Here is a 13,981-nt window from a genome sequence, read left to right on the forward strand (position 1 = left end):
GATTCTCATGTTCCGTCCGAGTCTGCTGATAACCCGTCGGTTGCCTGCGTCGGTGCTGGAGCGTCTGCGCGCCAGCTATGAAGTGACCGTAAATCCCGACGATCGTCCGCTCGGACGGGAAGCGTTGTTGATGGCCCTGCGCAGCTTCGATGCGCTCTCGCCGACGATCACGGACAAGCTCGATGCCGCGCTATTGCTCAATTCCGGATTGAGGACGCGCATCATCGCCAACTTCGGCGCGGGCTACGAACACGTCGATCTCGAAGCGGCGAAGACCGCGAATCTGGTCGTGACCAACACGCCCGATGCACTGACCGACGCGACTGCAGAGCTCACGATCCTGCTGATCCTGATGGCGTCTCGTCGCGCCGGCGAGGGCGAGCGTCTGCTTCGTGAAGGCAAGTGGACGGGCTGGGCGCCGACTCAACTGCTCGGCACCGATGTGAAAGGCAAGACCTTGGGTCTGGTGGGCTTCGGTCGCATCGCCAAAGAAGCTGCCCGTCGCGCTCGAGCGGCGCTGGGAATGCGCATCGCGTATCACTCGCGCAGTCGGGCCAGCGCTGAGGACGAGCGCGCGCTCGGCGCTGAACATCACGCAACGCTGGACACTTTGCTAGCGGCATCGGACGTGATCTCGTTGCACTGTCCGGGCGGTGCGGCCACGCGTCACCTGATCAACGCGAACACACTGGCCCGGATGAAATCGACCGCCATCCTGATCAACACGGCGCGTGGCAGTGTGGTCGATGAGGAGGCGCTGGCGAACGCGCTAGCGCAACGGCAGATCGCGGCTGCGGGGCTGGATGTCTACGAGCGCGAACCGTCGGTGTCGCCGGCGCTGCGGGAGCTGGAAAACGTCGTGCTCTTGCCGCATCTGGGCAGCGCAACGCTGGAAGCGCGTACTGCCATGGGCATGCAGATGGCGGACAATCTGGACAGCTTTTTCGCCGGCCGAACGCCACCGAACCGTGTCGCCTGAATCGCAATCTGCCGCTGACATCATCGAGCACGCCATCCGCGCGAAGCTGGCGTCTGCGCGCTCGCGCCATCCCCTCGTGGTCGGTGTGTGCGGCAGTCAGGGCAGCGGCAAGAGCACCGTCTGCAAGACACTCACGACGCGCTTCACTCAGGCGGGTCTGACGGTCGCCAATCTTTCCCTCGACGATTTGTATTTGCCGCTCGCCGAGCGAGTGACGCTCGCGAAGTACGTGCATCCGCTGCTTCGTACGCGTGGCGTGCCCGGGACGCACGACACGAAACTCGGCGTCCAAACGTTGAGTGCGCTCGGCCACGGCGGGCAAGTGCCGCTGCCTCGCTTCGACAAGTCGATCGACGATCGTCGGCCGAAGGCGCAGTGGGATTCGGTCCAAGCGCCGGTGCAGTTGGTGCTGTTCGAGGGCTGGTGCGTCGGCGCGCGGCCGCAGACACTCGGGCCCCTGGATCAGCCGGTGAATGCGCTCGAAGCGAATGAAGATGTCGATGGCCGCTGGCGGCGCTATGTGAACGATGCGCTCGGCGGCGAATATCAGCGCCTGTTCGGCAAGATCGATTTCCTGGTGCTGCTCGCGGCGCCGTCGTTCGACGTGGTTTTGAAGTGGCGCACTCAGCAGGAGCACGAGCTGCGCGATCAATCCGGCAACAAATCAGGCGTCATGAGCGATGCGGCGCTGGTGCGTTTCATTCAGCACTACGAGCGGCTCACGCGTCACATCTTGATCGAAATGCCCGGGCGCGCCGATCTGGTGATTCGCCTGTCGCCCGAGCGCGCGGTGCTCGGCCGGCCCTAAGGCAGCGGCCGCAAGCCCTCGGCTCGCACCCGCCAGCCTTGCTTCGGGAAGCCGGGCAGGTAAGTGAGATCGCCATCCCAGCCCGCCGCCATCAATCCAACAGCGAGCAGCAAGCCACCGTTGGACGGGAAGTAGGTTTCCGCGAGCCGGCGATAACCCGCATCTGCGTTAGCGTTGCTAGCCGCTGTCGGCACGAGATCCGCTGCGTGCTCATTCAGATGCACGCGCGGCGTCATGCCGCTGACACCGAACTGGAAATTTCTCGAGCTGGACAGCAGGAAGTCGACGGCCTTGTCCGGCTCGTGCAGGCGCGCTGCAGTCATGGCGAGCAGCGGAAAGTCCCATCCCCACGTCTGTCGCAGATCCCAATGCGATTCCACCGCACGCAGCGTGCGACGCATGGTTTCCCGGTCGACGCTCGAGCCCGGCAGCAAACCCAGCGCGCCGAGGAAGGATGGATGATCGCGATTCCAGCATTCGTCGGCCGTGTTGCCGTTGGAGCACTTGGGGCTGCGCGCCTGCTCCCACTGTTGAGGAAACGACTCGACCGCCAGGTACAAACCGTCCCGCTGCGGCAGCGGCGAGAGCTTCTGTAGCACACGATCCCATTCGGGCTTGCGCGCAAGCTTCAATCGTTCGCGCCAGCTTTGCGCCGTCGCCAGTCCGAAGCGGAAATATTCCAACTCGAACGTTGGATTGAACGTCGTGAGCGGCGGGAACACTTCCTGCGCGGGGATGAGCGGCGGACCGAGGACATAGCGATCGGTCTTCTCGTCATGGTGAGCAAAGGATGCGAGCAGATCGGCGGTCTCGAACACCAGCTCCTGATACTGCGCCAGGGTAACAGGGTTGGGCCGGTCGCGATAAATCAGCTCCGCGAGAAAGATCGGATGCGGCTGCTGCCACATCAGGAAGGGCGTGATGGTGCTCGGGCTTTCGCGCCCTTCAGGTCCAACCATCTTCGGCCACCACGCGCCGCTCAGGCCATGCGAAGCCGCGCGCGCCTTCGCTTGCAGCAAGTGTTGCTGATACCAGGGCATGCTGCGTTCGAGCAGCTCCGTCCGACCCCACTGTGCGAAGTGCGCGGCATGCCAGGGGTGCATTTCCATGTGGAACTTGCCGTTCCAACTGTTGGAGAACAAGCCCTCTTCCTGTGGCGGCAAGGCGCCAGCGCCGTTCAGCGCCATCAGATATTGAGAGAGCACCACGCGCCGCTCGAGCTCTTTCGCGCGCGGATCCGTGCTGCCGGAGAAATCGATCACGCCGCCATTGTTCCAAAAAGAATTCCAGTGCGTGACTACAGAGTCGTGTGTTTCCGACGCCGACGGCAGCGGTTGCTGATGCCGCTCGGGCGAGAACAGCACGCTGAAGCGGAAGACGCCGTCATTAGCCTTGGGGCGAACGCGCATCGAATGCGGGCCGATGGGTTCGAAGCTCGCATCCTCATCGCTCGCGGCCGTGACGAAGTAACGGGTGTCGTCAAGGCGACGTTGCAGGGAGATCTGGCGTGCGCTCTTGCCGAGCACTTCCGTCGTGTGACGCTCCGGATGCTCCCAATCCGCCGGATTCGGATTGAGCTGAGCGGCGACGCCCGGAAACTTCAGATCGACGCCGAGCCGTGCAGGCTCGATCGTCGGCGCTTTGATGCTCACATGGAGCATGTCGAGGCGCGGATGAACGCTCGTCTCGATATCGACCGGCTGGCCTTCGAACTCGAAGTGACTGCGCAGCGTACCGCTCCACAGGTCGAGCGTCTGTCGAGTCGCCTTCAGATCGGAGAACTGCGCGGGCTTGCCGTTCTTCGATAGCAAGTGCAGCGACACACGCCCCAGCGAGAAGCGATGCGGGTTCTCGCGCAGCCACTGAATCTCCGGACGCTTTGCTTCTGACCAATCGCGCAGCCACGGGTATTGCTGTGGCTGCCCGCGAACGTCGATGGTCGTGAGGCTGTCCTCATACTTGAACTGCTTGGGATTGGGAAAGCTGTGCCACGCCCACTGCGCCTGCGTCAGCAGCGGCGTCAGCGACGAATATTGTTCCTGGAAGGTTTGCAGTCCGGTGATGTCGGCAGTGAACGCGACGTTTCCATTGCCGACCATGAACGGCGAGGAAGGGTCGATGCTCGTCAGCGTGGGATGGTTTCGGGTCACCAGTGCTTGCCGATCGATGCTCGTGTCCTCGACGTGCACCCAGTCGAAGTCCGCGATGCCGCCGCCGGTCGGATTGGATGTGAACGTAAATAGCGCGGGCCGTGCGCCTTTCCACCAGCTGAACATCAGCTTCGCGCGCGTGCCGAACGGTTTGAACGTCTTGCCCTCGTCAGTACTGTAGGAGTAGCGGGCGAACTCATCATCGACGTTCACCCGCAAGACCAGCGAATCGGCCGCAACGACATCGCCGAGCGTGTCCGTACCGGCGTAGGAGAACGTGAGATGGCGCTTGCCTGACTGCTGCGTCAATCCGATCCAGCTCGGGCGCTTGCCAAACATGGCGAGCCCGGCCTTCTGCCCGTCGCGCATCTCGCTCGCCAGAATTCGCGTCGTGACCTGCGACGAGCGACCGTGCAGTACCTGAGTCAGAGTGTTTCGGGCGCTGACGAAGTTCTGCGCTGGCATCGCCTTCAGTCGCAGATGGCCGCGACGCTCGCTCAAACTCCAGTTTGCGTCCGTCGGGTTGTGATTCCACTCCCACTGCACGCCGAGCTTCGCGTCCGAAAACTCATCGGACGTTTGAATCTGCACCGGCTCGAATTTACTGCCGACGTCGGGCACGCGATGTGACAGCACGGGCTGTCCGTTCGGCGCGCCTGGCAACAACTCGCCCATCACTGGCCAGCCATCCTCCCAACGCACCGGCTGCATGTGAACGATGCGCCCATACGCACCCGTGCTGTTGAAGTGCAAGAACCAGCCTTCGCCCGACGGTGTTTCGACATAGCCGCCCTGATGAGGCGCCTGCACGTGTGTCGTTCCTTTGGAGAGCACAGTGCGGATCTCATACGGGCCGTAGATGTTCCTGGATCGAAGCACCGCCTGCGGTCCTTCGCCGACGCCACCGTAGGGCGCGAAGATATAGTAGTAGCCATCGCGCTTGAGCAGCTTCGGGCCTTCGAGAATCGGCAATCGCACTTTGTCTTCGACGATCACCTTGCCGGCGTCGAGCGCCTTGGCGCCGTCGGCGCTCATCCGGCGCAGGATCAATGGACCAGCGCCGACGCGCGAATGAACCAGATAGGCGTTGCCATCGTCGTCCCACAGCGGGCACGGATCTTCGAGATTGGGCTCGTCGATGACTTTGACGGGTGCGCTCCACGGTCCTTCGGCACGCGCGGCGCTAGCCATGAACACGCCTTCGGTGGGCGTTGCGAAGTACACGTAGAAGCGCCCCTCGTGAAAACGGATGGACGGCGCCCAGACGCCGGCGGCGTAGCGGTGGCCCATCCTGGTGTTGAAAGGAATGCGCTCGGTGGTGTCGTCGAACTCCACCGGACCGGGCAGGTCGTAGTTGGGATGGAAATCCAGCCGCGGCAGCACGTGACCGAGCAGCGTCCAGTGCACCAGGTCCTTGGATTTCAGCACCGGCACGCCCGGCGAGAAATGAAATGTCGACGCCACCATGTAGTAGCTGTCGTCGACTCGGATGACATCCGGATCCGAGTAGTCCGAGTGCAGGATGGGATTGCGATACGAGGTGGCCGCATCGGCGAGTGCGGCGCTCGTCGGATCGACGAGCGTCGCGGCCAGAAGGAAAGCGCTGCTCAGAGCGAGGGCAACCGACTTCATATTTCCTGCAGATCCCTGTGGCGGCGTGACAGCATGGGGGGCACCGTCACGCCGCCACCTTTCGATCATAACGTGCGAACGCTCATACCGATGAACATGGTGCGGCCGTTGTAGTCGTAGGTCGCAGGCCACGTGTTGGCGCGGATCTGCGCACTGCCGACCACCGGCGGATCGTCGTCGGCGAGATTGTTCACGCCGCCGAAGAATTCCACCTGCTGGCCCCAGTCATAAGAGAAGGAGAAGTCCAGATAGTTCTGCGAGCCCAGGCGCGGATTCACCAGGTCGGCGTAGGCCGGCGCAGTCGTCCCCGCACGCGTCGGCAGCAGATAACGATCCACCGTCACAGCGTCGATGAATCGATGCCGCAAGCTCAGGCTGAGCGGCCCAGTCGCCCAGGTGAAGCGAGTCACGCCCTTGTATTCGGGGATGGGCTCGCCGCAAGTGGTGCCATAGGAACCGACGCAGCGGTTCTTCACGTTTGGGAACGCCTGCACTGGCGTCGAGGTGAACTCATTGGTCTTGGTCCACGCCGTGCTGATGTTCAACGTGCTGCCGTTGCCGAACAGGCCGAAACCGAAGTCGAAGCCGTAGCGAGCCGACAGATCGTAACCGGAGGTTGCCAGTCCGCCGGTGTTCGCCTGCCGGATCTCGGCGTAGTACGGCACGCTGATCTCGCCCGTCACCGGATTGCGATTGATGGCCTGGCAGAACTCGCTGTCGATGTCCTGAATGACGTTGAAGCACAGGTTCAACGTGTTGTTCAGGCCGCCGCCGAGTTGCGCGATCGCGCCATCCAGCGTGATGTCGAAGTAGTCCAACGTTACGGCCAGCTTCGGCAGAATCTGCGGCGTGACGACGATGCCGAAGGTGCGAGTGTCGGACTCTTCTTCGCCCACCTCGGGATTGCCGCCAAACAATGCCGGGATGATCGTGTTCGGTTGCACGCCCGCCGTAAACACCGACGACGCCGGAACCCCGCTCGCGACACACAGCGCACGCACTTCATCCGTTCGACCGGAGGCGGGTTGTTTGTCGGAGCAAGGATCGGTTGCGGGCTCGACGCTCTGGCGCAGGCCGCCGTAGAGATCTGCAACGTTCGGTGCGCGAATCGCGCGCTGGAATTGCCCGCGGAAAGCAATGTCTTCGTTCAAGCGCCAGTCGAGACCGTAGAGATAGGTCCAGACCTTGCCCACACCCTCCAGATCGTAATCGGACATGCGGAACGCGCCGTTCGCCGTGAGATCGTCGATGAACGGCAAGCCGCCGAGCAGCGGGATGCGCAACTCGCCGAAGATTTCCCTGGCCGTCACATCGCCCTCGGTGGGCAGGCCAGGATTGAAGCCGACTACGTCGCCCGAGCGCAGGAACTCATCCGGCACGAACTGCGAGGATGCATACCGCCACTCTGCGCCGAGCGAGAAGGCCAGCGGACCGGCCGGCAGATCGATGATCTGGCCGGACAGCGTTGCGGCGGCGACCTGCAGCTGCGCTTCGGTTGAGTTGGTCGCGCCAATCGCGATCGCATCCACGGCAGCATCGGATATGTTCTGGCCGAAGATGTTCAGCAGCGGGGCCGCGCCACCGCTCGAGAGCAACGCGCTCTGGAAGCGGCTGCGAGAAACGTTGCCCGACTGGCGGCTCGTCTCTTCGGTGCGCGCGAAGGTGTAATAGACATCGTAGGCGAGGTTGCTGAGGAAATTCTCCGAGACATCGCCGATGTCACCACGCACGCCCAATGCCATGCGCCACACATTGCGGTCGGACACGTTTTCACGCAGGCCGACCTCGACCAGGCGACGGCCGACGTTGATCACCGCGAAGCCATCGTTCGGATTGTTGACGCGCGAGCTCGAGCCAGTCGTCACTGTGGTCGGTCCGGTCTCGGCCAGATCCAACTGGCGCAGGACCTCGTTCATTCCATCGACATTTGCGAGATGCTGATTGTTGATGTTGAACAGGAACGGACCGCTGATGTTGGTCGGCGCCAGCTGCTGATCGACGCGGTTGTTGCTGAAGTGGAACTCCAGATAACCGGTCGCCTTGTCGGTGAAGTCGTAATGACTGAACGCGTTCACCATCCAGCGTTCCTGCGGCACCTGCAGATAGTTGTCGGGGCCGAGGTTGAAGTCGTCCTGCGGTGTGAGGGCAGGGCGCACTGCTGAGCCTGTGTCGTTGAACGTGAAGCCGCGCGAGCCCATGCCGGTGAGGCCCGCCGCTTCCAGTGCGTCATTCAAACCGGCGGTCGACGTGGCGGAATTGAAGAGCGGCACGCCGGTGAAGCGGCCGTTTGGAATATCGCCGCTGCCGCCCGCGATGAGTCCCGGCACGCCGCCCGCAGCACGACACGTCGAGCCCGAGGGCACAGCGACCGGAACGCCCGCATGATCGCGGCTCGCAGATGCCGGTGTCACGCAACCGTCGGACAGAGAGTCGTATGCCCATTCGCCGCGCTCGCCGCGAGTGATGGAGCCACGATTGAGATAGTTCACCGACACGACTGCGTTACCGCGGCCCTCGGCGAAGTTGCCGCCGACGGTGAGGTCGATGTTGTAAGTCGGCGTCGTGGTCGGGCTGTCGTAACTCGTTTGCGCCGTTGCTTCCACACCTTCGAAGTCATCGCGCATGATGAAGTTGACGACGCCGGTGATGGCGTCGGAGCCGTACACCGCGGAGGAGCCGCCAGTGACGACTTCGGTGCGTGCGATCAGCGCGGTCGGAATGGTGTTGAGGTCGGTGACCTGTTCCGGGCCGTAGATCGCGAAGCGTCGGCCGTTGACCAGCACCAGGTTGCGGGATGCGCCGAAGCCGCGAAGATTCACATCGGCGGTGCCGCCCGGCACCGTGTTTGCTGAGGCGCCACCGTTGGTGGACGCCACGAATTGAGGCGCGTCGCTCAGGATTTTTTCGACGTTCGGCGCGCCGGAGAGTTTTATTTCTTCCACACCGATGACGCTGACCGGCGTCGAGGTGTCGATGCCCTCGCGCGCGATTCTCGAGCCTGTCACCAGTACCTCTTCCACTTCCGCACGCTGCGTGTCTTGCGCCAGTGCAGCTGTGCCCAAAGTGGAACCCGCGAATACCACACCGAAGCCGAGCGCAGCCGCTCGCCGGCGATGTTTCAATCTCCCGATCATTTCATAGCCCCCTATGAAGAATTTGTTGGTCGCCCGCGCCGACGGCGTGAGCGGTTTTGAATCGTTTTGATGATTGCTAGCCGGTGCCAGCCGTGTGTGTTCGTCCCCTTGCGAGTTACCGCTATCATTGCTTGCCGTCGTGACCGGCAATGAGCGAGAATTATCATAGTTGATTGAAGTTGGCTAGAGGCCGGTCACAGCGCTCATGACTCCGTCCCGGTCGGCGACAATCGATTCAGGCGAATGCATTACGCAGACAAATATTTCTGCAAGAGTGCTCGCTGGAGTTCCGGCGCGGCGCGCGTGGACCGCGACAAAATACTTATTTTCCAGGGGTTTCATGCATGAATGACCAAGATCCTGTCGGCCTCGATCGACGCACCGTGCTCAAGTCGGCCGGCGCTGTGGCGCTCGGTTTGGCGAGCACCGCTTACGCCGCTGCGCCCAGAAAGCGTTTCGCCGTGGTCGGAGTGGGCTCGCGCTCACGCATGTATACGCACGCGATCACCGGTAAATTTCGTGACTCCAACGAACTCGTAGGAGTGAGCGATAACAATGCGGGCCGGGCAGCCCTGGCGGTGAAGACGATTGCCGCGACCGGCGCGAGCAAGCCCAAGGCCTACAGCGCGGCGGATTTCGATCGCATGATTCGCGAAACCAAGCCGCAGACCGTGATCGTCACGACCCCGGACGCGACTCACAACGATTACATCGTGCGTGCGTTGGATGCCGGGTGCGATGTGATCACCGAGAAGCCGATGACCACGACGCCCGAGAAGGCGCAGACCATTCTGGATGCCTGCAAACGCAACGGCCGGCACGTGCGTGTGACTTTCAATTACCGGTATTCCCCGCCGCGCACGCAGATCAAGGACATGCTGATGAGCGGCGAGATCGGCGAGGTTCTCTCGGTCGACTTCCATTGGTTGTTGAACACCGTGCACGGTGCTGACTACTTCCGCCGCTGGCACAGCAATAAAGCCATTTCCGGTGGCCTGATGATTCACAAGGCGACGCATCATTTCGATCTGGTGAACTGGTGGCTCGGGGCGCAACCGGAATCGGTCGTCGCGGTTGGCAAGCGCGAGTTCTATACGCCCGAGATGGCCAAGCGCATGGGACTGAAAGGCCCGCATGAGCGCTGCCGGACCTGTCCCGAGAAGGCTGCCTGCACGTTCTATTTCGACCTCGCCGCCGATCCCGGGCTGAAGGCGCTGTACCTGGACAATGAGCAGCACGACGGCTATTTCCGTGACCAGTGCGTGTGGCGGCCTGAAATCAACATCGAAGACACGATGAACGTCGTGGTTCGCTACGACACAGGCACGACGCTGAGTTATTCGCTGAATGCGTTCAACTCCTGGGAGGGTTATCACATCGCGTTCAACGGCACGAAGGGCCGTATCGAGCATTCGATCGTCGAGCAGGCGGGCGTCGCCGGCGCCGACGAGACGCAGGGAAAGATCAAGGATGATGGCGTGACGACGCGGATCATTCCCTTGCGAGGCGCGCCGCGTGAGATCGAGCCTTGGACCGGAACGGGCGGTCACGGCGGCGGCGATGACGTGATGCTGACTGAGATATTCGGCGATGCGCCGGCCGATAAGTACAAGCGTGCATCGGACGAGCGCGGCGGCGCTTACTCCATGCTCGTGGGCGCCGCAGCCAACCAATGTTTCAAGACGGGTCAGTCGGTGCGCATCGATCAGTTGGTGACGGGGCTGGCGCCGCCGGATCGTGCGCCGATGCCGAGCCGCACGGCATCGCTGCCGATGCCGATGAAAGTAAAGATGCCGTAGCGAAAAGGGGCAGGGGGCGTTCGCGCTCAGGTGCGGGCGCTCTCTGCAGACACCGCTGGCGTTTTACGGCGCAGGCGCGGCCGGCTCGGTATCATGGCGTGCATGACCGAATCGATTGAGAGACGAACGCCGGGGCCGCTGCTGACGTTGAAGGTTCACGACCAGCTGCAGAAGGCGCGACGCGCGGGTGTTGCCGAGCTGTCGTGCTCGCTGGATCTGGATCGCACGACGACGACAGTGGCGCTCGACGACTCCGGCTGGACCTGGCAGGGGCAGCGCTATCCGTATCTGGAGAAGTGCAAGGAGCGCACGGTTTATTACTGGAGAGACGGCGAGTTCGCGCCGGTATCTCGCTACAGCTCATCGCTCATCAAGCTGGTGCCGACCGAGTGGGGCACGCCCACCTTCGAGATCGACGGCATCAAAATGCTAGTAAGTGAGCGACTGTCGCCCTATCAGGATGCGCAAGCGAAGGTTGCTTTGATCGAGCCTCGCGGCAAAGTGGTGCTCGATACCTGCGGCGGCTTGGGTTACTTCGCGGCCTGGTGTCTGGAAGGTGGCGCGGCGCGCATTGTGTCGTTCGAAAAGAATCCCGATGTCATCTGGCTGCGCAGTCTGAATCCCTGGTCGCCGCAAACGTGCGGCGCGCTCTCGCTGACTCAAGGCGATGTTTCGGAAAAGATCGCCGAGCTGCCGGACGCGTCGTTCGATGCCATCCTGCACGACCCGCCGCGCTTTGGTATCGCCGGCGAGCTGTACTCACAATCGTTCTACGATCAGCTCGCGCGAGTGTTGAAACGTGGCGGGCGAATGTTTCATTACACCGGCGCGCCGAACAAACTCACGACCGGCCGCGACGTGCCCACCGAAGTGGCCACTCGCCTGAAGCGCAGCGGTCTCAAAACCAAACTCCACGGCGATGGCGTGCTGGCGAGCAAAGCCGGGCGCGGATCCGGCCTGTAACGAAGGGGCCTACTTATCGGGGCTACCCCGTCGCGATTTCATGGGCATGGATCTCACTCGAAGGCGATGCGTTACCGAGACGCAATGTTTCGAAGGAGTGCAGTCATGGCATCCGCTGAAGCTACCGTCGATCACGAGACCATCCGCGCCATTGGGTCGAGAAGCACGGCGGCTGTCCTGCCCATGTGAAAAGCACCGGCAGTAAGCAGGATCCGGGCATCTTGCGTATTGATTTTCCCGGCTTCTCCGGCCAGCAGTCGCTCGAGCGGATCTCCTCGGACGAATTCTTCGAATCGTTCGATGCCAACGAGCTGGCATTCCTGTACCAGGATGAGGGCCGGTCCCAATGGCCCGGTATCGATAGTAACCGCGCTCATTCGCACGATTCAGCCAGCGCGCCGCTCGAATGACGCGGCTGCGGTGGTCGATTCTGCACAACGGTGTCACACTCGCCGAAGGCTGGTGGGGGGTGATGATATGAGTGCAGATCGGGCGCTCCGCGATCCGCTGGACGACCTGTCACGCGAACAGGTCGAGGCCGCGTTGGCGACGTACCAAGGCCGGCCCGGGCCGCTACTGCAGGTGTTGCACGAGGTTCAGCATCGCCTCGGATATGTGCCACCTGCAGCCATTCCTCTCATCGCCGAAGTATTGAATCTGTCTCGGGCCGACGTACATGGCGTCGTTACTTTCTATCATCACTTCCGGCAAGCGCCGATTGGCCGGCACGTCATTCAGGTGTGCCAGGCGGAGGCTTGCCGCTCCATGCACTGTGAGAAGCTGACGGAACATGTGCAACGCAAGCTCGGCGTCGAGCTGCACGGCACGACTGCCGACGGCCGCTACACGCTCGAGCCTGTGTATTGCCTGGGGAACTGTGCCTGCAGTCCGGCCGTGATGATCGACGGCGAGCTGCACGGCCGTGTCACACCAGATTCATTCGACGCGCTGATCGCACCGTTGTCATGAATATCAAAGTCTACGTTCCCCGAGATGCAACCGCGTTGTCGCTCGGCGCGGGCCGAGTAGCTGCCGCAATCGATCGCGAGGCTCAGCGCCGCGGACTGCGCGTCCAGCTGGTCCGCAATGGCTCGCGCGGTTTGTTCTGGCTGGAGCCGTTGATCGAAGTTGCTAGTGCCGAAGGCCGTCATGCATACGGTCCGGTAACCGTGCAAGATGTTTCGAGCCTGTTCGATGCAGGCTTTCTGGACGGCAAGCCGCATCGGCTGCACCTCGGGCTCACCGATGAGATCAAGGAGCTGAAGAGCCAGCAGCGGCTGACATTCGCACGCGTCGGTGTCATCGATCCAGTTTCCGTCGAGGACTACGTTGCGCACGGTGGTTATGCCGGGTTGAAGCGCGCGCTCGCTCTGTCGCCATCAGAAATCGTCGATGCCGTTACTCAGTCCGGCCTGCGTGGCCGCGGTGGCGCCGCGTTTCCGACCGGCATCAAGTGGAAGACGGTGCTCGACCAGCCACCTCAGCAAAAATATGTGACCTGCAATGCCGATGAAGGCGACTCGGGCACCTTCGCCGATCGCATGCTGATGGAAGGCGATCCGCTCACGCTCATCGAAGGCATGACCATCGCGGGGATCGCAGTCGGCGCCACGCAGGGTTACATATATCTACGTGCCGAGTACCCGCATGCGCATCGGGCGTTGGACGAAGCGATCGCTTCCGCTCGCGCCGCCGGTTATCTGGGTGGCAATATTCTCGGCAGTGGCAAGCAGTTCGAGTTGGAGGTGCGGCTGGGCGCCGGCGCCTACATTTGCGGCGAAGAGACCTCGATGCTCGAAAGCCTCGAAGGCAAGCGCGGCGAGGTTCGTGTGCGGCCGCCGTTGCCGGCGATCAAAGGGCTGTTTGGCCGGCCGACCATCGTCAACAACGTGATATCGCTGGCCTCGGTGCCGGTCATCCTCGCGAAGGGCGCCGACTTCTACAAAGATTTCGGTACCGGCAAGTCGCGCGGCACGATTCCATTACAGCTCGCGGGCAACATCAAACATGGCGGTTTGTTCGAGCGGGCGTTCGGTCTCACGCTGCGTGAGCTGATTTATGACTACGGCGTCGGCTCCGCCTCAGGGCGCGAGATTCGGGCCGTGCAAGTGGGTGGGCCGCTCGGCGCGTACATTCCAGCCTCGCAATTCGATACGGCGATTGACTACGAAGCGCTGAGCGCCATCGGCGCGTTGCTCGGTCATGGCGGCGTCGTGGTGTTCGATGACACGGTCGATATGGCCGGCATGGCGCGTTATGCGATGGAGTTCTGCGCGAAGGAATCGTGCGGCAAGTGCACGCCGTGCCGTATCGGCTCGACGCGAGGCGTGGAGTTGATGGATCGCGTGCTCGCCAACGTCGATCGCGAACGCAATTTGCAGCTGGTCGAAGAGCTGTGCGACACCATGTTGCACGGCTCGCTGTGTGGCCTGGGCGGGATGACGCCATTCCCGGTGCAGAGCGCGCTCAAATATTTTCCCGAAGACTTTCGCAAGACTGTGCAGTAGCCGGAGTTC

9 protein-coding genes are annotated in these 13,981 nt (G+C 62.4%); 7 read left to right on the forward strand and 2 right to left on the reverse strand.

The features are described from left to right. The first annotated feature begins 7 nt into the window (after positions 1–7). The gene (locus EK373_RS10415; RefSeq protein ID WP_129642597.1) at positions 8–979 is read left to right on the forward strand and encodes a 2-hydroxyacid dehydrogenase; all 972 of its coding nucleotides are present in this window, start codon (positions 8–10) and stop codon (positions 977–979) included. Continuing rightward, positions 969–1,787, forward strand: a complete 819-nt coding sequence (locus EK373_RS10420; RefSeq protein ID WP_198683203.1) for a hypothetical protein — start codon at positions 969–971, stop codon at positions 1,785–1,787. The genes EK373_RS10415 and EK373_RS10420 overlap by 11 nt, the downstream gene beginning before the upstream one ends. Here EK373_RS10420 and EK373_RS33330 read toward each other — a convergent pair. Both EK373_RS33330 and EK373_RS10430 read right to left on the reverse strand, forming a co-directional pair. Then, the gene (locus tag EK373_RS33330; protein WP_198683204.1) at positions 1,784–5,569 is read right to left on the reverse strand and encodes a glycoside hydrolase family 43 protein; all 3,786 of its coding nucleotides are present in this window, start codon (positions 5,567–5,569) and stop codon (positions 1,784–1,786) included. The genes EK373_RS10420 and EK373_RS33330 overlap by 4 nt on opposite strands. A 65-nt stretch (positions 5,570–5,634) precedes the next feature. Beyond that, a complete protein-coding gene (locus EK373_RS10430) occupies positions 5,635–8,703 on the reverse strand; it encodes a TonB-dependent receptor domain-containing protein (protein ID WP_129642598.1) in 3,069 nt (1,022 codons plus the stop codon). Between the two features lie 344 nt (positions 8,704–9,047). On the opposite strand from EK373_RS10430, the gene EK373_RS10435 reads away from it, so the two are divergent. From EK373_RS10435 to EK373_RS10455, 5 genes are all read left to right on the forward strand, one after another. After that, on the forward strand, positions 9,048–10,502 hold the full coding sequence (locus EK373_RS10435; RefSeq protein ID WP_129642599.1) for a Gfo/Idh/MocA family protein: 1,455 nt from the start codon (positions 9,048–9,050) through the stop codon (positions 10,500–10,502). 102 nt (positions 10,503–10,604) lie between these two features. After that, positions 10,605–11,465: a class I SAM-dependent methyltransferase gene (locus EK373_RS10440; protein WP_232831063.1), complete on the forward strand. Its 861-nt coding sequence runs from the start codon at positions 10,605–10,607 to the stop codon at positions 11,463–11,465. 221 nt (positions 11,466–11,686) lie between these two features. After that, on the forward strand, positions 11,687–11,875 hold the full coding sequence (locus EK373_RS33655) for a hypothetical protein (RefSeq protein WP_232831064.1): 189 nt from the start codon (positions 11,687–11,689) through the stop codon (positions 11,873–11,875). Positions 11,876–11,942: 67 nt separating this feature from the next. After that, complete coding sequence (locus EK373_RS10450; protein WP_129642601.1) at positions 11,943–12,434, forward strand: formate dehydrogenase subunit gamma; 492 nt, start codon at positions 11,943–11,945, stop codon at positions 12,432–12,434. After that, complete coding sequence (locus tag EK373_RS10455; protein ID WP_129642602.1) at positions 12,431–13,972, forward strand: formate dehydrogenase beta subunit; 1,542 nt, start codon at positions 12,431–12,433, stop codon at positions 13,970–13,972. The genes EK373_RS10450 and EK373_RS10455 overlap by 4 nt, the downstream gene beginning before the upstream one ends. The last annotated feature ends 9 nt before the right edge of the window (positions 13,973–13,981 follow it).

The sequence above is a fragment of the Peristeroidobacter agariperforans genome (assembly GCF_004138335.1).
Lineage (GTDB): Bacteria > Pseudomonadota > Gammaproteobacteria > Steroidobacterales > Steroidobacteraceae > Steroidobacter > Steroidobacter agariperforans.

What these genes read in the sequence shown, in the direction of transcription:
- EK373_RS10455 (WP_129642602.1), top strand. Translation starts at nt 12,431, where the DNA reads ATGAATATCAAAGTCTACGTTCCCCGAGATGCAACCGCGTTGTCGCTC.
- EK373_RS10415 (WP_129642597.1), top strand. Translation starts at nt 8, where the DNA reads ATGTTCCGTCCGAGTCTGCTGATAACCCGTCGGTTGCCTGCGTCGGTG.
- EK373_RS10450 (WP_129642601.1), top strand. Translation starts at nt 11,943, where the DNA reads ATGAGTGCAGATCGGGCGCTCCGCGATCCGCTGGACGACCTGTCACGC.
- EK373_RS33330 (WP_198683204.1), bottom strand. Translation starts at nt 5,569, where the DNA reads ATGAAGTCGGTTGCCCTCGCTCTGAGCAGCGCTTTCCTTCTGGCCGCG.
- EK373_RS10440 (WP_232831063.1), top strand. Translation starts at nt 10,605, where the DNA reads ATGACCGAATCGATTGAGAGACGAACGCCGGGGCCGCTGCTGACGTTG.
- EK373_RS10430 (WP_129642598.1), bottom strand. Translation starts at nt 8,703, where the DNA reads ATGATCGGGAGATTGAAACATCGCCGGCGAGCGGCTGCGCTCGGCTTC.
- EK373_RS10435 (WP_129642599.1), top strand. Translation starts at nt 9,048, where the DNA reads ATGAATGACCAAGATCCTGTCGGCCTCGATCGACGCACCGTGCTCAAG.